At 72.4% G+C, this 20,526-nt stretch carries 21 protein-coding genes; 8 read left to right on the top strand and 13 right to left on the bottom strand.

Annotated elements, in window-relative coordinates; genetic code table 11:
• On the bottom strand, nt 1-368 hold a 368-nt coding region (locus tag CCS38_RS05830), incomplete at its 3' end, for an STAS domain-containing protein (RefSeq protein ID WP_223732115.1).
• 396 nt (nt 369-764) lie between these two features.
• Here CCS38_RS05830 and CCS38_RS05825 point away from each other — a divergent pair.
• Together CCS38_RS05825 and CCS38_RS05820 are read left to right on the top strand one after the other, a co-directional pair.
• Nucleotides 765-1,493 (top strand): ANTAR domain-containing protein, encoded by a 729-nt coding sequence (locus CCS38_RS05825; protein ID WP_223732114.1) that lies wholly within the window; start codon nt 765-767, stop codon nt 1,491-1,493.
• Between the two features lie 336 nt (nt 1,494-1,829).
• Entirely contained in the window at nt 1,830-2,075 is a 246-nt protein-coding gene (locus CCS38_RS05820) for a hypothetical protein (protein WP_223732113.1), read from the top strand.
• A gap of 60 nt (nt 2,076-2,135) precedes the next feature.
• On the opposite strand, the gene CCS38_RS05815 is transcribed toward CCS38_RS05820, so the two are convergent.
• The 5 genes from CCS38_RS05815 to CCS38_RS05795 form a co-directional block, all read right to left on the bottom strand.
• Complete coding sequence (locus CCS38_RS05815; RefSeq protein WP_223732112.1) at nt 2,136-2,738, bottom strand: carbonic anhydrase; 603 nt, start codon at nt 2,736-2,738, stop codon at nt 2,136-2,138.
• A gap of 164 nt (nt 2,739-2,902) precedes the next feature.
• Nucleotides 2,903-4,225 carry an MFS transporter gene (locus tag CCS38_RS05810; protein WP_223732111.1) on the bottom strand — a complete coding sequence of 441 codons (1,323 nt, stop codon included), beginning with the start codon at nt 4,223-4,225 and terminating at the stop codon, nt 2,903-2,905.
• Nucleotides 4,222-4,740, bottom strand: a complete 519-nt coding sequence (locus CCS38_RS05805) for a glycine-rich domain-containing protein (protein ID WP_223732110.1) — start codon at nt 4,738-4,740, stop codon at nt 4,222-4,224. The genes CCS38_RS05810 and CCS38_RS05805 overlap by 4 nt, the downstream gene beginning before the upstream one ends.
• Before the next feature lie 8 nt (nt 4,741-4,748).
• Entirely contained in the window at nt 4,749-6,026 is a 1,278-nt protein-coding gene (locus tag CCS38_RS05800) for a phenylacetate--CoA ligase family protein (protein ID WP_223732109.1), read from the bottom strand.
• A 90-nt stretch (nt 6,027-6,116) separates the two neighbouring features.
• The gene (locus CCS38_RS05795) at nt 6,117-6,269 is read right to left on the bottom strand and encodes a hypothetical protein (RefSeq protein ID WP_169746129.1); all 153 of its coding nucleotides are present in this window, start codon (nt 6,267-6,269) and stop codon (nt 6,117-6,119) included.
• 267 nt (nt 6,270-6,536) lie between these two features.
• On the opposite strand from CCS38_RS05795, the gene CCS38_RS05790 reads away from it, so the two are divergent.
• Complete coding sequence (locus tag CCS38_RS05790; RefSeq protein WP_223732108.1) at nt 6,537-8,081, top strand: ATP-dependent DNA ligase; 1,545 nt, start codon at nt 6,537-6,539, stop codon at nt 8,079-8,081.
• 3 nt (nt 8,082-8,084) lie between these two features.
• Nucleotides 8,085-8,564: an NUDIX hydrolase gene (locus tag CCS38_RS05785; RefSeq protein WP_223732107.1), complete on the top strand. Its 480-nt coding sequence runs from the start codon at nt 8,085-8,087 to the stop codon at nt 8,562-8,564.
• A gap of 2 nt (nt 8,565-8,566) precedes the next feature.
• On the opposite strand, the gene CCS38_RS05780 is transcribed toward CCS38_RS05785, so the two are convergent.
• Genes CCS38_RS05780 through CCS38_RS05770 form a run of 3 tightly spaced genes read right to left on the bottom strand, consistent with a single transcriptional unit; the run spans nt 8,567 to nt 10,900 of the window.
• Nucleotides 8,567-9,349 (bottom strand): nucleotidyltransferase domain-containing protein, encoded by a 783-nt coding sequence (locus tag CCS38_RS05780; RefSeq protein WP_223732106.1) that lies wholly within the window; start codon nt 9,347-9,349, stop codon nt 8,567-8,569.
• Between the two features lie 40 nt (nt 9,350-9,389).
• On the bottom strand, nt 9,390-10,574 hold the full coding sequence (locus CCS38_RS05775) for a flavin-dependent oxidoreductase (RefSeq protein ID WP_223732105.1): 1,185 nt from the start codon (nt 10,572-10,574) through the stop codon (nt 9,390-9,392).
• Nucleotides 10,571-10,900, bottom strand: a complete 330-nt coding sequence (locus CCS38_RS05770) for a nuclear transport factor 2 family protein (protein WP_223732117.1) — start codon at nt 10,898-10,900, stop codon at nt 10,571-10,573. The genes CCS38_RS05775 and CCS38_RS05770 overlap by 4 nt, the downstream gene beginning before the upstream one ends.
• A 169-nt stretch (nt 10,901-11,069) precedes the next feature.
• On the opposite strand from CCS38_RS05770, the gene CCS38_RS05765 reads away from it, so the two are divergent.
• Nucleotides 11,070-11,948 (top strand): LysR family transcriptional regulator, encoded by an 879-nt coding sequence (locus tag CCS38_RS05765; RefSeq protein WP_223732104.1) that lies wholly within the window; start codon nt 11,070-11,072, stop codon nt 11,946-11,948.
• Nucleotides 11,949-11,965: 17 nt separating this feature from the next.
• Here CCS38_RS05765 and CCS38_RS05760 read toward each other — a convergent pair whose 3' ends face one another.
• Both CCS38_RS05760 and CCS38_RS05755 read right to left on the bottom strand, forming a co-directional pair.
• Complete coding sequence (locus CCS38_RS05760) at nt 11,966-13,066, bottom strand: sensor histidine kinase (RefSeq protein WP_223732103.1); 1,101 nt, start codon at nt 13,064-13,066, stop codon at nt 11,966-11,968.
• Nucleotides 13,063-13,728: a response regulator gene (locus CCS38_RS05755; protein ID WP_223732102.1), complete on the bottom strand. Its 666-nt coding sequence runs from the start codon at nt 13,726-13,728 to the stop codon at nt 13,063-13,065. The genes CCS38_RS05760 and CCS38_RS05755 overlap by 4 nt, the downstream gene beginning before the upstream one ends.
• Nucleotides 13,729-14,110: 382 nt before the next feature.
• Between CCS38_RS05755 and CCS38_RS05750 the strand changes: the two genes are divergently transcribed.
• Both CCS38_RS05750 and CCS38_RS05745 read left to right on the top strand, forming a co-directional pair.
• Nucleotides 14,111-16,624 (top strand): Pls/PosA family non-ribosomal peptide synthetase, encoded by a 2,514-nt coding sequence (locus tag CCS38_RS05750; RefSeq protein ID WP_223732101.1) that lies wholly within the window; start codon nt 14,111-14,113, stop codon nt 16,622-16,624.
• A gap of 84 nt (nt 16,625-16,708) precedes the next feature.
• Entirely contained in the window at nt 16,709-17,473 is a 765-nt protein-coding gene (locus CCS38_RS05745; protein ID WP_223732100.1) for a class I SAM-dependent methyltransferase, read from the top strand.
• Nucleotides 17,474-17,476: 3 nt separating this feature from the next.
• Here CCS38_RS05745 and CCS38_RS05740 read toward each other — a convergent pair whose 3' ends face one another.
• On the bottom strand, nt 17,477-18,676 hold the full coding sequence (locus CCS38_RS05740; protein WP_223732116.1) for a serine hydrolase domain-containing protein: 1,200 nt from the start codon (nt 18,674-18,676) through the stop codon (nt 17,477-17,479).
• 73 nt (nt 18,677-18,749) lie between these two features.
• Complete coding sequence (locus tag CCS38_RS05735) at nt 18,750-19,493, bottom strand: FadR/GntR family transcriptional regulator (RefSeq protein WP_223732099.1); 744 nt, start codon at nt 19,491-19,493, stop codon at nt 18,750-18,752.
• A gap of 121 nt (nt 19,494-19,614) precedes the next feature.
• On the opposite strand from CCS38_RS05735, the gene CCS38_RS05730 reads away from it, so the two are divergent.
• Nucleotides 19,615-20,499, top strand: coding sequence for a carbon-nitrogen hydrolase family protein (locus CCS38_RS05730; protein WP_223732098.1), 885 nt, complete (start codon nt 19,615-19,617; stop codon nt 20,497-20,499).
• Nucleotides 20,500-20,526: the final 27 nt, after the last annotated feature.

Below are 20,526 nucleotides of genomic sequence, written 5' to 3'. Positions count from 1 at the left end.
CGGTGCTCAGCGGGGAGGGAGGCGAGGGCCTGGCTGACGGTGGCGTGCTGCGGGAAGAGCTTGTCGCTGCCGGTGTGGCGCAGCAGTTCGGAGAGGCGGCGGCCGGCGCACGCGAGCAGCAGGGCGCCCTCCCGGCGGCGCAGCAGCCAGTGGAGGGCGAGCAGACAGTTCAGGCCGCGGGAGTCGCAGAACGTGAGCGCGGCCACGTCCAGGACGAGATAGCGGTACCCGTCGGCGAGGACGACTCCGGTGGAGGAGAGGAACCCCTCCTCCGACGCATGGTCGAGCTCGCCTCGCACGCGCAGCACGGCGCATGCGTCGCACTTGGTGAGAACGGTGACGGCCAGCCGACCGGTGCCCGTGGACATCGCTCCTCCGATCACCTGTCGCACGGACATCCACGGACGCTCCACGGACATTCCCCGGTGGTGGCCGCTGGTCGGCCCCACGCTGTGAACTACAGGCATGTGATACAAGACGAGTGTCCCACATGAGCGGATACATGCCGGAAATTGGCTGGTCGACGCACGGTGACAATACGATCGCGCGGCACCCGGACGGGTGAATCTCGGGCGCGGGTCCCCTCGGCGCCGGGGAGTCCAGGGCGAGCGGCGGGCGTCAAGACCACGTACCCGAGCGCTTGTGCCCGGGCCGACGCGGGGTGGACGCTGACGACGTCGCGTGGCCGATGCATCGACCCACCGGACCGGATGGGCGACGCCGGCTCGGGAGCGGCACGTACGGCTCAGAGGGGGCGCTGCGACATGGTGGAGAGCACCGTCAAGGGCTTGGTCGACGTTCTGGCACAGGGCGGCGAGCCGGACTTCGCGGCGCAGTGGGCCGGGGAGGCGGCAGCGGCGCTGGGTCTGGACGGGCTGGCCGCTTCGCTGCTCGTCGAGGAGCCGGAGCTGATCTGGTTCAGCGAGGAGGTCAGCGCGCGGCTGGAGGATCTGCAGTTCACCCTGGGCGAGGGGCCCAGCCTGGAAGCGGCGCGGGCGGGCGCGATCTGCCTGATGGCCGATGTGTCGTCGGCTCCCGGGGCGCGCTGGGCGGGCTTCCTGCCGGCCGTCACTCAGCTGGACGTCCGGGCGGTCTTCGCCTTCCCGCTGCGGCTGGGGTCCATGAAGATGGGCGCCCTGACCGGCCATCGCCGCCGGCCGGGAATGATGAGCGGGGAGAGCATCGACCACGCGCTGACGCTCTGTGACGCGCTGACCGACTTTCTCCTGCGCATGCGGCTGCCGCCGCCGTCCCCCGGAGACGCGGCGCGCACCCCTCAGCGGGCCGCCGGCCTGTTGCGCCTCCATCGCGCGGAGGTCCACCAGGCCACCGGCATGATCGCGGTCCAGCTCGGCATCCCCCTGCCGGCCGCGCAGTCCCGGCTGCGCGCGGAGGCGTTCGCGACCGGCCGCGACATCACCGACGTGGCAAGCGCGGTAGTCCGCGGCGACCTGCGTCTCACCGCGAACAACGGCCCCAACGACTCCGTATAAGTGCCGCGCCTCGGCGTGCCGGGCGGACCGTTCCGGCCAAAGTCGGAGTGTGGAGCGGGGTCAGACGCGCGGGCATGCGTACCTCTGGCCCCGTCGGCGGCTCACGTCGGCCTGTTCCTTCACAGGGGCGTCTCCTGGCGGGCGGGCCACTGGCCGACAGCTTCCGGGGGCCGACGGACGGCCAACGCGCGGCGTTCTCGTGTCCGCCGCCCGGGTACGCGTGCGCCGCACCCGGCAACCGCCGGGTGACCCTCGTGAGAAAGCAGGCGCACCATGACCGCCGCTTCATCCCCCGGGTACTCGGAATCCGGCATGCCGAGGAGTACTCATACCGCCGTGCGGCCCACGCACACCGAGACCAAACCGTCCTTCAAGACCACCGAGTTCTTCGTCTACGTGGCCGCCGTGGTGGCCGTCCTCGTCGCCTCCGCCGTGGTGGGCAGCGCCGAGGGCGGCGTCGTGGACCGCTTCCCCGCCGACCAGGCGTGGCTGTACGTCACCCTGCTCAGCATCGGCTACCTGCTCAGCCGTGGCCTCGCCAAGAGCGGCAGCCGCGAACCGGCCGACCACACCCACTCCTGACATACCCACCCTTGCGGGCCCCGCCCGGCCGGAAGACCGGGCGGGGCCCCGGGTGCGCGGTCAGAGCGGGAGGAAGGCGTCGGTCTCCTGGTCGTGTGCCATGACGAGGCCGGTGTGCACCTCGTAGAACCAGCCGTGCAGCGTTACTTCACCGGCGTCCATGCGCTCGCGGACGCTGGGGTAGGCGCGCAGCCGGTCGAGCTGCTCGCGGACGTGGCGCTGGACGGCGCCGGGCACCGCCGGGCTGTCGTCCAGGGGCAGGTCGGCGGAGAACTGGTCGGCGAGCCAGTCCCGTACGCAGGGCGCGTCGTTCAGGTCTTCGGCGCGTGCCCGGGCACCGACGGCACCGCAGTGCGAGTGGCCGCAGACCACGATGTCGGCGACCTTCAGGACGCGCATCGCGTACTCGATGGTCGCGGCCTCCGCACAGGCCGTCATGTCTTCCCGGTAGGCGGGGACGGCGTTGCCGGCCGTCCGCAGTTCGAAGAGCTCGCCGGGCCGTGCGCCGGTGATGAAGGACGGTACGACCCTGGAGTCGGAGCAGGTGATGAACAGGGCGAGCGGCGACTGGCCGGCGGCGAACCGGCCGAAGCTCTCCCGTTCCTCAGGACGTTCGGCGATACGGGCGTTGAGGCTCCGGGCCTGCTGGATGAAGGTCTCCACGAGGAGGTGTCTCCTGTTACTGAGGGTGCCACTGAGTGCGTGGCGGAAGCGGATCGCGAGGGGTCGTTGCCGTGCGGAGGCGAGGCTGGTCCGGAACTGCGCTGGTCCGGAATGACAACGCGGCCGGCGGCGACCGTGCGCGGGTGCTGTGCGTACCGGTCATGTCATGGGCTCCCCTCGGGCGCGGCGGGGAGCGGCCGGGGCCGCCGTACGGTCAGCGCCAGGACGGGCACGACCGCCAGCGCCAGCGCTCCTCCGGCCAGGGCCAGCAGCGGGAAGCCGCCCGCCACGACGACCACTCCGGAGGACAGGCCGCCGCTGGCCCCGGCGACGGCGAGGGCCACGTCCAGCAGGCCCTGCGTACGGGCGCGGGTGGCGGCCGGCAGGGCGTCGGTGACCAGGGCCGTGCCGCTGATCAGGCCGAAGTTCCAGCCGAGGCCGAGCAGGACGAGTGCGGTGGCGAGCGCCGGTACGGAGTGGGCCGGTGCCAGGGCCGCCACGGCGCCTGCCGCGCACAGCGTCACGCCGGACGCGGCCGCGACCGGCAGCCGCCCGGCCCGGTCGACGAGGATCCCCGTCAGCGGGGAAGGCAGGAACATCGCCGCGACGTGGAGGGCGATGACCAGTCCGGCGGCCCCGGTGCTGTGGCCGTGCGCCCGCATGTGGACCGGCGTCATGGTCATGATCGCGATCATCGCGAGCTGGCCGGTCACCATGACGGAGGTACCGGCGAGGAGGCGGCGCCGGTCCGGGCGGGCGGGCGTGCTCGGCGCCGGGTCCGCGTCGGCCTGGACGGCCGCGTCGGCAAGGGCGGCCGCGTCGGCAAGGGTGCGTGCGAGCCGCAGCGGGTCGGGGCGCAGCAGCGTGCCGAGGAGCACGGCGGCTGCCGCGAAGGCGACGGTGGCCAGCGCGAACGGGCCCGCCAGGCGCGGGATGCCCCAGCCGTGCGCGACCTCGCCCGTGGCGGTCACCAGCAGCGGCCCGGCCACCGCGCCGAGCGTGGTGGCCATCAGTACGGTGCTCACCGCCCGGCCGCGCCGCTCGGGCGCCGCCAGGTCGGCCCCGGCGTAACGGGCCATCAGGTTGGTGGCCGTGCCCGCGCCGTAGACCGTGAGCGAGACGAAGAGCAGTACTGCGTCGGCGGTGGCGGCGGCCACGACGACGCCGAGGCTGCCGAGCGCGCCCACGCCGTAGCCCAGCGCGAGGCCGGGGCGCCGGCCCCAGCGCTGGCACAGCCGGCCGACGGCGACGGCACCGAAGGCGGACCCGCCGGTGAACAGGGCGCTGGGCAGGCCGGCCGTCCCCGTGGAGCCGAGCATTTCCTCGGCGAGCAGCGCGCCGACGGTGATGCCCGCGGCCAGGCCCGCGCCGCTGAGGACCTGGGAGAGCACCAGGACGGTCAGTATGCGGCGCTGTGCGGTGGCCACGGGCGGCGCGGTGAGTACCGGCGGCCCGTGTGCCGGAGAGAGCTCGGTCCGTTCCGTCATGGGTTACTGCCCCGGGCCGGTTCCAGTGCGGAGATCTCCGGCAAGGGCATGTCCAGCCGCTCGTGCAGGAACCGGACGATGGTCCAGTGCGGCAGCGCGCCCTCGTCGAAGGGGCCGAATTCCCGGCAGTACAGCGGAATCCAGCGCAGCGCCTCTTCGATCGCCTGCTCGCGCCCCGGCTCCTGCTGGTACTCCTCGTACGCGATGCTGCGATGTTCGATGAAGAACTTGCCCGGCAGGCGTTCCTCGCACAGCGCACGGTATTCGCGCGTCTGCAGGATGAGGTAGTGCCAGAACTCGTCGATCTCCTGCTCGACGGGGAGGAAGAGCCCGCTGAGTTCCTCGGGGTACTTGGAGATCAGGTAGAGGTACCGCAGGCATTCCAGCGCCTGGCGTTCGGTGTACTCGCGGGGCGCGTCGCTGCCGGCCGCGAAGTGCCCGACCAGTTCCGCGTACAGCGTGGGACCGAGCAGTGCCGTGAGGTCGTCCTCGGTCACGAACGTCTTCGTGGTCATGGTCCCTCTCACTTTCCGTCCCGGTCGAGCCACGCGTACTTCCCCGACTTTCCGATGGGGATGTGGTCCCGGTGGTCGAGTACGCAGCGGCGGCCGGTCAGTTCGCGTACGCCGTGCCCCAAGGCGGCTACTCGGTCGGATTCGAGGGGCTTGCCGTCGAAGGTGGTGTAGGCGAGCACGGCCTCGGCGGGGCTGATGACCCGCAGTTGGTGGACGAAGACGCGGGGCGAGACGGAGCCGACGAGCGTGTCCAGATCGCCCTGCGACACCGGGCCCGCGGGGGAATCCAGCAATTCCTTTTCCCGGCCGCAGAATTGCGTGATTTTCGCCGGGTCGGGGGTGCCGTCCAGCGTGCGGGCGCAGTCGCCGGAGCGGTAGCGGACCAGCGGCATGTGCGGGTTGCGCAGGCTGGTGACGATGAGGTGGAACAGCCCGCTGCCCTCGGCCACCGGCGCGAGTTCGACGCTCATCTCGTCGAGGAAGGGATGGTAGCGGCCGCGGCGGTCGCTGTAGAAGAGATAGCCCAGTTCCGTGCTGCCGAACAGGTCGATGATCGGGCACGCGAAGTGCTGCTGGAGATACCGCCGCACATTGACCGGCGTGTATTCGTAGGCGTGGATGATGCTCGCCGGCGGCGTGAACTCGTCCCACAGTCCCCAGGTATGGATTTTGTGCAGCAGATGCGCCAAGTGGTAGCCGGAGCAGTCCAGGTGGTACCACCCGCGCGGGTGCGTCTGCCGGGCCGCCTCGATTTCGGCGAGCATCCGCTCGACGTCGGCGCGCTCCCAGAGCGCGGGGTCGAGGCGGAGATTGAGGTAGGACGTGCGGGCGTCGAGCCGGCGGTCCTCCACGCGCGGTACGGGCGGCGGCTCCTCGCCGCGCTTCCTGGCATTCACCCGGGCGACGTGTTCCGTCGCGAGCACCGTCGTCAGGGAAACCCGCCGGCAGTCCGCTTCCCAGGTCTCCCGGATGTCCGGGTGCTCGCTCCACAGCCGGTAATAGGAGCGGAGAAGGAAGTACGGGGGCCGGATGAGCTGCATCCGGGCGTGGTTGGTGCCCGTGGAGAGGACGAATTCCGCCTCGCCGGTTTCGAGCGCCGTCGCGAGCGCGGGCGTCATCCAGTTGTCCGGGAAGCCGCGCGCGATCTCCGCCTTTTCCAGTACCGGGAAATGGCCGCGCGCCACCGCGTCACGGTAGATCGGAATGTCCTTGACGCGCGCGATGACCTCGGCCGTCGGCTGACCGTCCGGGGAAACCTTCAGCTGACGGTCCGGGGAAACCTTCAAGGGAAACCTCAACAGGGCTCGTGGGCCGGGGCCGGCCGGCGGCGGAGACGGCCGCCGCCGGCCGGCCCGGAAACACCGGGCAGCAACGGGTCAGGAGATGCAGCCGGTCTTCGTCGCGCTGATGCAGCCGGACTTGGGGGCCGCGCTGATGCAGCCGTCCTTGTCCGACTTCTGCGCCGAGTTGGCGGCGACCCAGCCCTGCCAGACGTCGTCCTGGGCCATCTTCTTGATGAGCTGTTCCATGCGGGCCTCCGAGAGGTGGGGGATGGAGCCGGCCGTGCGACACATGCGCCGCTGACGTGCGCTTTTGCCACACGGAACGAAGGTAAAAGGTTGACCAAGTCGATGTCAACGAATGGCAATGGCCAAAGGTCACAAAGGGCGTAGGGCGCGCCAACTTTTGGCGGGATCGCATCGCGGGGACCGTGGCGAGGGGCCGGTACGCATGCGGAGGCACGGCCGGGTGCCCGTGCGGAGGCGTGGTCCGGCCGTGCGAGGCACGATGGCCGTATGCTGCTGGCCCACCTTGCCCGCGTGTCCCAAGAAGTCGCCGCGACCTCCGCGCGCTCCCGGAAGGTCGCGCTGCTGGCCGGGCTGTTCCGCGAGGCCGCGCCCGAGGACGTGCCGGTGGTCATCCCCTATCTGGCCGGACGGCTGCCCCAGGGGCGGATCGGCATCGGCTGGAACGCCCTGCGCGACCCGGCTCCCCCGGCCGAACAGCCCGTACTGACCGTACGCGGCGTCGACGCGGGGCTCACCGCGCTGTCCCGCATCACCGGGACCGGCGCACAGGCCGAGCGCCGGCGGCTGATACAGCAGCTGCTGGCCACGGCCACCGAGCCGGAACAGCGCTTCCTGACCGGTCTGCTGACCGGCGAGCTGCGCCAGGGCGCGCTGGACGCGCTCGCCGTCGAGGGGCTGGCGGCGGCCACGGACGCGCCCCCGGCGGACGTGCGCCGGGCCGTGATGCTCGGCGGGCTGCAGGAGGTGGCCAGGGCCCTGCTGGCCGACGGCCCGGACGCGCTGGCCGGATTCCGGCTCACCGTGGGCCGCCCCGTCGGCCCGATGCTCGCGCACAGCGCGAAGTCGCCGGCCGAGGCGGTCGGCAAGCTGGGCGCCTGTGCCGTGGAGGAGAAGCTCGACGGCATCCGGGTACAGGTGCACCGCGACGGCGACGAGGTGCGCATCCACACCCGCACCCTGGACGAGGTCACCGACCGGCTCCCCGAGGTCGTCGAGGCCGCGCTCGCCCTGCCGGCCACCCGCTTCGTGCTCGACGGCGAGGTCATCGCGCTGGACGCCGACGGGCGCCCGCTGCCCTTCCAGCGCACGGCCGGGCGCTTCGGCTCCCGGGTCGACGTGGCCGCCGCGCACGCCGCGCTGCCGCTCTCCCCGGTCTTCTTCGACATCCTGGCGGCGGGCGACCGGGACCTGATGGACCTGCCCTTCGCCGACCGCCACGCGGAGCTGGCCCGGATCGTGCCCGAGCCGATGCGGGTCCGCCGGGTCGTCGTCCAGGACCCGGCCGATCCCGCGGCCCATGAAGCGGTGGCGGAGTTCTGGGCCGCGACGCTGCGCCGCGGACACGAAGGCGTCGTGGTCAAGGCGCTGGACGCGCCCTACAGTGCGGGGCGGCGCGGCGCCTCCTGGCTCAAGGTCAAGCCGGTGCACACCCTCGACCTCGTGGTGCTGGCGGCGGAGTGGGGGCACGGCCGCCGCGCCGGCAAGCTCTCCAACCTCCACCTCGGTGCCCGCGGGCCGGGCGGCTCGTTCGTCATGCTCGGCAAGACCTTCAAGGGCCTGACCGACGCCACCCTCGCCTGGCAGACGGAACGCCTGCGGGAACTCGCCGTCGACGAGCGCGGTCATGTCGTGACCGTACGCCCGGAGCTCGTCGTGGAGATCGCCTACGACGGCCTCCAGACGTCCACCCGCTACCCTGCGGGCGTCACCCTGCGGTTCGCCCGTTTGGTGCGGTACCGGGAGGACAAGTCGCCGGAGGAGGCCGATACGGTGCAGGACATCCTGGCGGCCCACGACGCGCCGGAGTCATGACGCATGACGGGGAAACCGGGGAAACGCAGCGCCGGGCTCCTGCTGTACCGCCGTACGGGCGGCAGCGTCGAGCTGCTGCTGGCGCACATGGGCGGGCCGCTGTGGGCCCGCCGCGAGGCCGGGGCCTGGACGGTGCCCAAGGGCGAGTACGTACCGCCCGAGGAACCACTGGCGGCCGCCCGGCGGGAGTTCGAGGAGGAATTGGGCCTGCCACCTCCGGAGGGGCCGTACATCCCGCTGGGCGAGGTCCGTCAGTCGGGCGGCAAGACGGTCACCGTCTGGGCCGTCGAGAGCGACCTCGCCCCGGAGGAGATCGTTCCCGGGACCTTCGAGATGGAGTGGCCCAGGGGCTCCGGCGTGCTGCGTGCCTTCCCCGAGATCGACCGCGTGGCGTGGTGCGCCCCGGACCTGGCCGGGGAACGCCTGATCACCGCCCAACGCGCCTTCGTGGACCGGCTCCTCAGCCACACCCGGCCTGGCTGAACTCACGTACTCAGGGCCCGGCTGAGCCGCTCCTCGAACAGCGCCTCCGCCTCGGCGACGGCCCGCGCCAGGTGCTCCGCCTCCGGCCGCAGCCCGGCGACGACGGCATCGATGCCGCGCAGCCCCGCCTGCTGCAGAAGCCGCTTCTCATTCGTCGTCCACTCGCCGCGCGCCGCGAGGACCGCATGGGCGGTCTGCAGGGCAGCGGTGGCGAGCGCGCCCGCGACCTCGGTGGCCTGACCGCGCGGCACGTACGCGCTCTTGGCGTACCGGAGCGTGAGCTCGGCGCGCCCGCGCCATACCGGCGGGGCCGCAGCGCGCAGCGCCTCCGGGTAGGCGGGGCGCGGCAGCTCGCCGCGCAGGACCTGGTTGACGGCCAGCTCCGCGACGACCAGGTAGCTGGGGATGCCCGCGAGGTGGAACATCAGCGGCTCCCAGTGGAAGCGGCCCTGCTCCGCCTCGGCGAGCTCGTGCTCGACGACGTCGAGGTCGCGGTAGTGGATGTCGACGTGCCGGCCGTCGACGACCAGCCAGGCGCCGCCGTTGAAGACGCCGCCGCCCCATTCGCCGAGCCCGGAGACCTCGCCGTCCCAGCCGACGGCGCGCAGCTCCGCCGGGTCGAAGGCGCCGCGGTAGTACAGGGCGAAGTCCCAGTCGCTGCCGGTGGTGTGGGTGCCCTGGGCACGCGAGCCGCCGAGGGTGACGGCCCGTACGGCGGTCAGCCCCGCGAGCCGGTCGGCGACGTGGTCCGGAAACTCCTGATCGGTCAGCGCGGGCTCTCCCATGCCACCGACCCTATCCCCGTGAAATCAACGACATCGGCCCTCACCGAAGCGTCAGTGACGCCCGGGAGTTGAGCGTGTCCACGTCGCTGCCCGTGGCCTGCCGGTAGGCGTCGGTGATGCGGGCCAGTTCGTCCGGGGTCCGGCCGCCGGCCCGGTGCATCTCCCGGTTGGCCCGGACGACGGCCGTGGTCGCGTCGCGGCGCGCGTCCTCGTAGCGGGCCAGCCCGTCCGGTACACCGGCGGCCCGTGCGAGCTCGTGGGCGAGCACACGGGCGTCGACGACCGCCTGTGACGCGCCGTTGGCCCCGACGGGGTACATCGGGTGGGCGGCGTCGCCGAGCAGGGTGACCCGGCCACGGCCCCAGGCGGGCAGCGGGTCGCGGTCGACCATGGGGTACTGCAGGAGCGGATCGCCGCCCGCCAGCAGCGCGGGGACGTCGAGCACGCCCAGCGTCCAGTCCGCGTAGTGCGGCAGCACGTCGGCGAGCCGGCCCGCGCTGTTCCAGGCCGCCTCCTCGGCGAGCGGCTGCGGCTCGGCCACCCTGACCTGGCAGACCCAGTTGATGCGGCCGCGGCCGATCGGGTACGCGATCAGCTCCGCGTCCCCGCCCGTCACGAGCACCGCCGAGACCCCGGTGAGGAAGGGCCCGGCCGCGGTGACGCCCCGCCACATGCGGATGCCCGACCACTGCAGCGGGCCGCCCGCCGGATGCAGCCGGGCCCGGACGGCCGAGTGCAGGCCGTCGGCGCCCACGAGCGCCGCGGCGTCGTACGTCGCCGCCTCCCCCGTCGTCCGGTCGAGGAGCCGGGCCCGGACCGCGCCCGGCCGCTCCTCGAAGTCCACCAGCCGCGTTCCGGTACGTACCGCGCCGGCGCCCAGCCGGGCGCGGACGGCCGCGAGGAGCATGAGCTGCAGTTCGCCGCGGTGGAGGGAATACTGCGGCCAGTGGTAGCCCTGCGCCCGGCCGCGCGGCTCGGTGAAGAGCCGCCGGCCGGACCGGTCGTAGTAGACGTTCTCGGTGGTGGCGACGCCGATGGCGGCGAGCTCGTCGCCGAGGCCGAGTTCGGTCAGTTCGCGCACGGCGTGCGGCAGCAGGTTGATCCCGACGCCGAGCGGGCCGATCCGGCGGGCGCTCTCCACCACGACCGCGTCGATGCCCGCGGCGTGCAGGCTCAGCGCGGCGGTCAGCCCGCCGATGCCCGCGCCGGCGATCAGTACGGTCATCGTCCGGTCGCCGTCTCGGGGCGGTCCATGATGCGCAGCCAGCTCCCGTCCGGCTGCCGGCGCGCGACCTGCACCCGGCCGCCCGTGCCGTCGGCGGGCCGGGTGGAGGTCAGGGCGAGGTCGCCGTACTGAATCGTCGGCAGCGGCTCCTCCTCCACGAACTGCAGGGGCGCATGCGCCACCATACGCTCGCACACGGCGCGGATCGCGTCGCGGCCGACCGTGACGGACCCCGGCGGGTAGGCGAGCACGGCGTCGGGCGCGTACAGCTCGGCCAGCCCCTCGGCGTCCCGGGCGTTGGCCCGCGCCACGAAGAGCCGCGCCAGGTCCTCGGGGGTGGCGGCGCGTTCGCGGGTGGTCTCGGTCGTGGCGGGTCCCTTCTCTGCTTCTCGCTGCCTTCTGCCTCCACTCTGAAGCGGCGCGGATCAGAAGTCCAAGAGATGGTTCTTCTGAGAACGAGAAGTATTGCTTCTGGCCCGGCTAGGATCGCTGCTCATGGAGCTTCACCAGTTGCAGTACTTCGTCGCCGTGGCCGAGGAGCGGAACTTCACCCGCGCCGCGGAGCGGCTGCACGTGGCCCAGCCCGGGGTCAGCGCGCAGGTCCGCCGGCTGGAGCGGGAGCTCGGCCAGGAGCTGCTGGACCGCTCGGGCCGCTCGGTGCGGCTGACCGAGGTGGGCGAGGCCGTGCTCCCGTACGCGCGGGCGGCGCTCGCCGCGGTCGACGGCGTCCGGTATGCCGTCGACGAGCTGACCGGGCTGCTGCGCGGACAGGTCGCCGTGGGGACGGTGACCTCGCACCACGTCGCCCTGCCCGACCTGCTGGCGGAGTTCCACGAGGCCCACCCGGCGGTCGAGATCACCCTCTCCGAGGCCAACTCCGACCAGCTCATCGACGGCCTGCGGACGGGCCGGCTGGACGCGGCGATCGTCAGCGTGGGCAGTGAGACGCCGGCCGGCATCGAGATCCAGGTGGTGGACGACCAGCCGATCGTGGCGGCGGTCGCTCCGGACCACGAACTGGCCGTGCACCCGGTCATCTCGCTCGACACCCTGCGCGGCCGGCCACTGATCAGCCTGCCGCGCGGGACGGGGCTGCGCACCCGGCTCGACGAGGCGTGTGCGGCCGCGGGATTCACCCCGGAGATCGCCTTCGAGGCGAGCAGTCCGGAGGTCCTCGCCCAGCTCGCCGCGCGGGGCCTGGGGGCCGCGATCCTGCCGGGCTCCTTCGCCGAGGCGCGCGCCGGGCAGCTGCGCACGCTCCGCATCGATCCCCCGGCGCTGCGCGGCCGTCTGGTCCTCGCCTGGCGGGCGGCCGGGCCGAGCGGCCCCGCCGCCCGTGCCCTGGTCGACCGCGCCCGCGCCATGCTGCGCTGACGCGCCCGGCTGCGGGTCTAGGGCCCGACGGGGAGTGTCAGATGCAGTCGGAAGCCGCCGTCCGCCGTGGGGCCCGCAGTGACCGTGCCGCCGAGGAGTTCGGCGCGCTGGCGGAGGCCGACCAGGCCGTGGGAGGCGCTGGGCAGCGGCAGGGCCGGACGGGTGGGCGCGGTGTTGGTAACGGTGGCGTGCAGAGTGCCGCCCTCGTGGTGGATGCGGACCGTCGCGGTGGCGCCCGGAGCGTGCTTGCGTACGTTGGTCAGGGCTTCCTGGACGGTGCGGTAGACGGCGCGCTGGACGGTCGGCGGGAGGCCGTCGGGGAGGTCGGTCTTCAGCTCGGCCTCGATGCCGCTGCACTCGACCAGCCGCTGGAGGTCGGCGAGGGAGGGCTGGGGCGTCAGCTCGGTCGGCCGGCTGCCGGAGGCACGTAACACGCTGACCATGTGGCGCAGTTCGTCCAGGGTCTGCACGCTCAGCCGCCGGATCGTGGCGGCCGCTTCCTTCACGGCGGGGTCGCGGGTGCCGACCTGGAGCGCCCCGGCCCGTACGGCGATCAGGCTGACCTGGTGGGAGACCACGTCGTGCATCTCCCGGGCGAGCTGGGCGCGCTCCTTCGCCAGTACGGTCTGGGAGAGCAGCAGCCGCTCGTGGTCGCGGGCCTCGGAGATCTCGGCGAGCCGCAGCGACAGGTCGCGGCGGGCCTGGACGAGCTGGCCGAGGAAGACGGGCGCGGCCGCCATCGCCAGCTTGTACCCGAGGTGTATGAGGGTCGAGGTGTCCTGGTAGTCGTCGTACTCCGGGTACGGCCAGGGCACGACGTGGCCCGCCACGACCGTCAGGGCGCAGACGGCCAGGAGCAGACGGCGGTGGGTGAGCGAGGCGAAGGTGTACAGCGCGGCCAGCGAGGCGTACTTGGCGTCGGCGATGACGAGCGCCGGCAGGGTGAGGACGAAGGTGGTGAGCGGCAGTTGGCGGCGGAGCGCCAGCGAGAAGGCGCCGAGCACCGAGCAGGCCGTGCCCCACGGGTCGTCCGGTTCGTAGTGGGCCCAGGCGTCGAGCAGGACGGCCACGATGAGGGCGATGTCCAGGAGCCAGATCGGCGGCCGTCTGTTCTTCATCCGCCCTCCCCGCCGCGTAACGGCCGTAAGAGTCCCGCGCGTTCGGCGAGCAGCGCCGCCTGGACGCGGCTGCTCACCCCCAGCTTGGTGAGGATGGCGCTCACGTGGTCCTTGACCGTGCCGGTGCTCAGATGCATCTGGGTACCGATGTCGACATTGGACAGCCCTTCGGCGATGAGGAGGAGCACGGCGCGCTCGCGGTCGGTGAGCCGGGCGACGTCGCGCACGGCGGGTTCGTCGGGGCCGCTGTCCAGATAGCCGTTGACGACGGTCCGGGTGACCGTGGCGGACAGGACGACGCCGCCTGCCGCCAACGTGCGGATGAGGTGCGGGAGTTGCTCGGGATCGGTGTCCTTCAGCAGGAAGCCGTCGGCCCCGGAGCGCAGCGCGGTCGCCACGTACTCGTCGGTGTCGAACGTGGTGAGCATGGCCACCACCGGCGGCTGCCGCAGCCGGCGCAGTTCGGCGAGGACGGTGAGGCCGTCCACGTCCGGCATGCGGATGTCGAGCAGCACGACGTCCGGCCGTAACTCCCGTACGGTGCGCACCGCTTGTCCCCCGGGGACCGCCGCCACGACCTCGATGTCGTCCGCCGCACCCAGGATGTGCTGGAAGCCCGTACGGATCAGGGCCTCATCGTCCACCACCAGTACCCGGATCACGCGTGCTCCGCTCACCCTCAGGCCATTCGCCCGATGTGTACCACGCTGACTGCTTGCTTCCGGGTGCCCGGGGCCGGTTCCCGCCATGCGGCGGGGGTGCTCCGGCCGGTCGGCGGGATGCGATCAGCCGGTCGGCGGGGCGGCACCGGCCGCATGGCGGGGCGGCTCCGGAAATCTGGGGGATCGGTTCCGGCCCGTCCGCTGCGAAGACTGTGGAGCCGTGCGAAGGGCGGCCGCGCCACCCCTGCGGCCGCCCCCTTCGGGGCACTTCCCTCAAGTCCACTTCCCCCGGCATCGGACCAGCCCCCCACCCCGCCGGCGGGCGGCAGGCGCCCTTCGGCCTTTCGCCCGCCGGCTCGATCGTCACTCTCAAGGAGTTCACGTGGTGGGAAAAAATGTCCAGGTCTCGACAGCCGACCTGGACGTACCCGCAACCGTCACATGCGCGTACGCCGCACCGGCGGCCGGCACCGAGAGCCATCTTGCCGAGGTGCTGGCCGGCGTCGTACGCGTCGAACATGTAACGCTCGACAGTCACTTCTTCGACGACCTCAGCGCCGACTCGATGCTGATGGCCCAGTTCTGCGCCCGGGTCAGGAAACATCCCGGCCTGCCGTCGGTGTCGATGAAGGACATCTACCGGTACCCGACGATCCGCAGCCTGGCGGCGGCGCTCGACGAGCCCGTGCCCGCGCCCGGAACCGTCGAGTCACCGGCGCCCGCACCGGTGCCACCGCCCGAGGCCGTGGCACCGGCGAGGACCAGCACGGCGCAGTACGTCCTGTGCGGGGCGCTGCAGCTGCTGATCTTCCTCGGCTACACCTGCCTCACCGCGCTCGTCATCGCCCGCGGCTACGACTGGATCGCTGCCGGACCGAGTCTGCTCGACGGGTATCTGCGCGCCGTCGCGTTCGGCAGCGCGGTCTTCGCCGCCATCTGCGTCCTGCCGATCCTGGCCAAGTGGCTGCTCGTCGGCCGGTGGAAGGCACAGCGGATCCGTATCTGGAGCCCGGCGTATCTGCGGTTCTGGCTCGTCAGGACGCTGATCCAGATGAACCCGCTGGTCCTGTTCGCCGGTTCACCGCTCTACGTGCTCTACCTCAAGGCCCTGGGCGCGAGGATCGGGCGCGACGTCACGGTGCTCTCCAAGCACGTGCCGGTCTGCACCGACCTGCTCTCCGTCGGCGACGGCACGGTCATTCGCAAGGACGCGTACGCCACCTGCTACCGGGCCGAGGCCGGCTGGATCCGGACCGGGCCCGTCACCCTCGGCAAGGACGTGTACATCAGCGAGGCCACGGTGCTCGACATCAACACCTCGCTGGGTGACGGGGCCCAGCTCGGCCATGCCTCGTCGCTGCACGCGGGGCAGGCGGTCCCGGCCGGCGAGCGGTGGCACGGGTCGCCCGGGCAGCCCACCGCGACGGACTTCCGCACGGTCGGCTCCACTTACCTCCCCATGCGGCGCAAGGTGACCTACAGCGTCACGCAGCTGCTGACCATGCTGTTGCTGTACATGCCGCTGGTGATCGGCGGCCTGGACCTGCTGCTCGCCGAGGCCCCGCAGCTCACCGCCTTCCTGTCCGAACAGCCGCCGCCCGTCACGAGTTGGGCGTTCTACCGTGACGCGCTGATCGCGTCGTTCGTGCTCTTCTTCGGCTCGCTGATCGTCGGCCTGCTCTTCGTGTGCACGGTCCCCCGCCTGCTGCACCTCCTGGTGAAGCCGGACCGGGTCTACCCGCTGTACGGGTTCCACTACTCCGTCCACCGGGCGATCGCGCGGCTGAGCAACAGCAAGATCTTCCTGCGGCTCTTCGGGGACAGCTCGTACATCGTCCACTACCTGCGCGGCCTCTCCTACGACATGCCCGAGGTCGAGCAGACGGGGTCGAACTTCGGCACGGACGTGAAGCACGAGAGCCCGAAGCTGAGCACCATCGGCACCGGCACCATGGTCGCCGACGGCCTGTCGCTCCTGAACGCGGAGTACTCCAGTACGTCCTTCCGGCTGACCCAGGTGACGATCGGTCCGCACAACTTCCTCGGCAACCAGGTCACCTATCCGGCGCGGGGGCGGACCGGGGACAACTGCCTGCTCGCCACGAAGGTGATGGTCCCCGTCGACGGGCCCGTCCGGGAGGGCGTCGGGCTGCTGGGCTCGCCCAGCTTCGAGATCCCGCGGACCGTCGAGCGCGACACGTCCTTCGACCACCTCAGGGACGGCGACGCGTTCCGCCGCCGGCTGCGGGCCAAGAACCGGCACAACACCGTCACCCTCGGCTCGTTCCTGCTCGCCCGGTGGATCCACACCTTCGGCGTTCTCTCGGTCGGCTGGGCCGCGGTCGAGCTGTACTCCTCGTGGGGTGCGGCGGCGATCGCGCTGGCCACCCTGCTGACCCTGGTGTTCACCGTCCTGTACACCGGGCTCATGGAGCGGGTCAGTACCCGGTTCCGGCGGCTGGTCCCGCGCCTCTGCTCGATCTACCACCCGCACTTCTGGCAGCACGAACGCTTCTGGAAGCACCAGGCGATGGAGCTGCGGCTGCTCAACGGCACGCCGTTCAAGGGCCTGTTCTGGCGGCTGCTGGGCGTCCGCCTCGGCCGGCGGCTCTACGACGACGGCGCCCGGATGCCGGAGCGGACGCTCGTCACGATCGGCGACGACTGCACGCTCAACGTGGGCAGCGTCATCCAGTGCCACTCCCAGGAGGACGGCACGTTCAAGTCCGATCACAGCACGCTCGGGAACGGCTGCACGCTGGGGACCGGCACCCTGGTCCATTACGGCGTGACGCTGGGCGACGGCGTGACGCTCGCGCCCGACTCCTTCCTCATGAAGGGCGAGGAGGTGCCCGCGCACGCCCGCTGGGGCGGGAACCCGGCCCACGAGATGTAAGGCCCCACCGGGGTGTGGTGCCGGGCGGCTGCCGCCCGGCACCACTCCTCCCCCGGCGGCGCCACGGGACGCGAGGATGGCGGAATGACTGCCTTGTCGCGCGCCCACTCGTTCAACACCGCCGCCGCCCAGTACGCCGTGAACCGCCCCTCCTACCCGCCCGCCCTCCTGGACGCCGTCGAGGAGCTGGCGGGGCGGCCCCTCGCGGGGGCCCGGGTCGCCGACGTCGGCGCGGGCACCGGGATCGCCACCGTCCTGCTGCGCGAGCGCGGCGCCGACGTGCTCGCCGTCGAGCCCGGTCCCGCGATGGCGGCCCAATTCCGCGCCGCCCTCCCCGACGTGCCGATCGTCCGGGGCGACGGCAACGCCCTGCCCCTCGCCGACGCCTCCCGCGACCTGATCACGTACGCGCAGTCCTGGCACTGGACCGACACCGGCCGGTCCGTCCCCGAGGCGCTGCGCGTCCTGCGCCCGGGCGGCGCGCTCGCGGTCTGGTGGAACCGGCACGCCGCCGACGTACCGTGGATCGTCGCGCAGGAGGACCGCATCGCACGCCACTGCGGGGTGCAACGTCCTGCCGGGGCGCTCCTCGACGACCGCCGCGCCGCCCGGCTCGCGGGCCTCGCGGAGCTCCGCACCGTGCGCCGCCTGCTGCGCTGGAGCCGCACCGTCCCGCTCGACATGCATCTCGCCAACATCAGCAGCCACTCGGCGTTCCTCGTCCTCGGCGAGGCGGCCACGCGGACCTTCCTCGCCGAGGAGCGCGCCCGCCTGCACGAGCTCTTCCCCGGCGAAACAGTGGAGGAGACCTACGACGTCGACCTCCTGGTGGCCACCCGCCCGGGCTAGGCGCTACTCCGCACGCTCGCCGAGCCCCGGAGCCGTGTACACCGCTCCCACCAGCTTGAGGTTGCGGAGGTCACCGCCGGTCGTGCTGCCGCCGAACTTGTTCATCGTGTACGCGTAGGACAGCCGGTTCTCCGGGTCGGCGAAGGCCAGGGAGCCGCCCGCGCCGCCGTGGCCGAAGGTGCCGGGGTTGGGGCCGAGGTGGCCGAAGCCGTTGAGCATGTACCCGGCCGCCCAGGCGAACGGCAGCCGTTCCGGGACCGCGGGGCTGAGCACCAGGTCGATCTCATCGTCGCGGCTCTGCCGTGCGCGCATCGCCGCCAGGGTGTCCGCACCGACCAACTCACCATTGGCGAGGGCGCGGTAGACCGTGGCCAGGCCGCGGGCCGTGGCATTGCCGTTGGCGGCGGGGATCTCGGCGCTGCGGCACTGGGCGCTGTTCACGTTCCCGAGCGGGAGGTGGCCCATGGCCGCGGCCAGGCCCGCCAGGGGGTGTACGTCCAGTGACCGGATCGGCCCCGCGGGCATCCCGGGGAACAACGCGTGCAGCGTGCCTCCTCCCTCGGGCCCGATCATCTGCGCGCAGCGGGCGTGCTCGGTCTCGGGGGTGCCGATGTAGAGGTCGGCGCCGAGCGGTTCGGTGATCTCGGTGCGCAGGAAGGTGCCGAGCGAGGTACCGGTGATACGGCGGACGAGCTCGCCGACCAGGAACCCGAAGCTGACCGCGTGGTAGCCCTGGGCGGTGCCCGGCCGCCACCACGGTTCCGTTGCGGCCAGGACCGCGCAGGTCTTCTCCCAGTCGTAGACGTCCGCCGGGGTCAGCGGCTCGCGCGGCGCGATGAGGCCCGCGCGGTGGGAGAGCAGCCAGCGCACCGGGATGTCGCCCTTGCCCTCCTGGGCGAACTCCGGCCAGTACCGGGAGACGGGCGCGTCGAGGTCCAGCTCGCCGCGGTCGGCGAGCAGATGGGCGCAGAGCGCGGTCATGCCCTTGCTGGTGGAGTAGACGTTGACCAGGCTGTCCCGCTCCCACGGGCGGCTGCGGTCGGCGTCGGCGTGCCCGCCCCACAGGTCCACGACGAACTCTCCGTCGACGGTCACCGCGAGCGCGGCGCCGACCTCGCCGCGCTCGGCGAAGTTGCGCGCGAACTCCTCGCGGACGTTCTCGTACCCCGGGGCGCAGATGCCCTGCACGACTGCTGTCACGATCCCTCGTCTCTCACAGGCGGCTCTCACAGGCGGCCCCCACAGGACGAATGGTTGCCTTCGGCAACGTAACCCGTCAGGAATCGTTCAACAAGTGCATGAACATGGTGTCGTGCAGGGTGCACACATGGCGCCCGGCGACCTCCGCGGCGGCGGCGCCGTCACCCCGGCGCAGCGCCTCGACGAGGAGGCGGTGCTCGCCGTTGGACTCGCGCAGGTGGTCCAGCGGGTACGGCAGGTAGTAGCGGTAGAGCTCCTTCAGCGCCAGCCCGTAGGGCTCGATGACCGACGGCAGGCCGGTGGCGGCCGCGACGGCGAGATGGAACCGCTCGTCCGAGCGATGGAATTCGGCCCAGCTCTCCGCCCCGTCCATCTCCTCGACCAGCCGCCGCAGCTCGCGGTCGGCCGTCTCGTCCAGGCCCCGTGCGGCGGCGAGGTGGGCGATGCCGCATTCGAGGACGAGGCGGTGGTCGATCAGGGCGTGCACGTCGGGCGCCGCGGCCCGGTAGGACTCCACGGCGCCGACCGCGCCACGGGGCGGATGCTCCGCCACGAGGGTGCCGCCGGTACGCCCCCGCTTGCGCTCCAGTACGCCGTCCCGGCACAGCGCCACGAGGGCGCGGCGGACGGTGATCTCGGAGGTGTCCAGCGCCGCGGCGATCCGGTCGCTGGCCGGCAGCCGCTCGCCGGGCTTCAGGAGCCCCAGGTCGACGGCGAGCGCGATACGGGCCCGCACCGCGTCCAGCGCCGACAGCCGGCGGATGCCCGTCAGCGGCGGCGCGGTCAGGGCGTGCGCGGTACGGGAAGGAGAGTCGGCCACGGAGTCACCGTAACCAAAAAACTGCTCATCTTGAACACTCTTGTTTAACTGATCAATGTGCTCTATTTTTCTCGGGCATCCGATACCCACCCTCCCGTTCCCCTCGAAGCAGGTGACGTCCATGTCCCGCCCGCTGCCCGTAGCACTCGCCCAGGCACCGGCCCGTCCCGCCGAAGCGCCCCTGTCCGGGTTCGCCGACGACGTCCACGCGCTGCTGGACAAGTTCCCGCGGACGCGGCTGGTCGCCTATCCGGAGCTGCACCTCTGCGGCGTGACGGGCAGCCGTGCGGAGAGCGAGGCCCGGCTGCAGGACGCAGCGGAGCCGCTCAATGGCCCGCGCACCAAGGCCCTCGCCGAGCTCGCCGGTGACCTCGGCGTCTGGCTGCTGCCCGGCACCGTGTGCGAACGAGGGCCGGACGGCGAGCTTTTCAACACCGCCCTGGCCTTCTCCCCCGAGGGCCGGCTGGCCGCCTCGTACCGCAAGGTCTTCCCCTGGCGGCCGTACGAGCCGTACGCGGCCGGGGACCGCTTCGTCGTCGCGGACCTCGGTGACGCCGGCCGGGTCGGCTTCGCGATCTGCTACGACGCCTGGTTCCCGGAAGTCGCGCGGCAGCTGGCCTGGATGGGCGCCGAGGTCATCGTGAACCCGGTGATGACGACCACCGCCGACCGGGCGCAGGAGCTGGTGCTCGCGCGCGCCAACGCCATCGTGAACCAGGTGTACGTCCTCAGCGTGAACACGGCGGGCCCGGACGGCACCGGCCGCAGTCTGATCGTCGACCCCGAGGGCCGGGTCCGTACCGAAGCGGCGGACTCCGCTCCCACCGTCCTCACCGACGTGCTCGACCTCGACGACGTCGAGCGGGTCCGCACCCACGGGACGGCGGGCCTCAGCCGGATGTGGGACCACTTCGGGGAGCGGGACGCCGCCATCGAACTGCCGCTGTACGAGGGCCGTATCGACCCCCGCAGCTGGCGCCCCGGCCCGCACCGCGCCCGCCCCTGATCCGATGCCCTTAACAAGTCTTCCGAG

Source organism: Streptomyces purpurogeneiscleroticus, assembly GCF_020024005.1.
Classification (GTDB): Bacteria; Actinomycetota; Actinomycetes; order Streptomycetales; family Streptomycetaceae; genus Streptomyces; species Streptomyces purpurogeneiscleroticus.
Note: the sequence above shows the minus strand (reverse complement) of the source record. Positions and strands in the feature narration are given on the sequence as shown.

What these genes read in the sequence shown, in the direction of transcription:
- CCS38_RS05765 (WP_223732104.1), top strand. Translation starts at nt 11,070, where the DNA reads ATGGAGCTTCACCAGTTGCAGTACTTCGTCGCCGTGGCCGAGGAGCGG.
- CCS38_RS05780 (WP_223732106.1), bottom strand. Translation starts at nt 9,349, where the DNA reads ATGGGAGAGCCCGCGCTGACCGATCAGGAGTTTCCGGACCACGTCGCC.
- CCS38_RS05790 (WP_223732108.1), top strand. Translation starts at nt 6,537, where the DNA reads ATGCTGCTGGCCCACCTTGCCCGCGTGTCCCAAGAAGTCGCCGCGACC.
- CCS38_RS05730 (WP_223732098.1), top strand. Translation starts at nt 19,615, where the DNA reads ATGTCCCGCCCGCTGCCCGTAGCACTCGCCCAGGCACCGGCCCGTCCC.
- CCS38_RS05810 (WP_223732111.1), bottom strand. Translation starts at nt 4,225, where the DNA reads ATGACGGAACGGACCGAGCTCTCTCCGGCACACGGGCCGCCGGTACTC.
- CCS38_RS05785 (WP_223732107.1), top strand. Translation starts at nt 8,085, where the DNA reads ATGACGGGGAAACCGGGGAAACGCAGCGCCGGGCTCCTGCTGTACCGC.
- CCS38_RS05795 (WP_169746129.1), bottom strand. Translation starts at nt 6,269, where the DNA reads ATGGAACAGCTCATCAAGAAGATGGCCCAGGACGACGTCTGGCAGGGC.
- CCS38_RS05805 (WP_223732110.1), bottom strand. Translation starts at nt 4,740, where the DNA reads ATGACCACGAAGACGTTCGTGACCGAGGACGACCTCACGGCACTGCTC.
- CCS38_RS05775 (WP_223732105.1), bottom strand. Translation starts at nt 10,574, where the DNA reads ATGACCGTACTGATCGCCGGCGCGGGCATCGGCGGGCTGACCGCCGCG.
- CCS38_RS05745 (WP_223732100.1), top strand. Translation starts at nt 16,709, where the DNA reads ATGACTGCCTTGTCGCGCGCCCACTCGTTCAACACCGCCGCCGCCCAG.
- CCS38_RS05825 (WP_223732114.1), top strand. Translation starts at nt 765, where the DNA reads ATGGTGGAGAGCACCGTCAAGGGCTTGGTCGACGTTCTGGCACAGGGC.
- CCS38_RS05760 (WP_223732103.1), bottom strand. Translation starts at nt 13,066, where the DNA reads ATGAAGAACAGACGGCCGCCGATCTGGCTCCTGGACATCGCCCTCATC.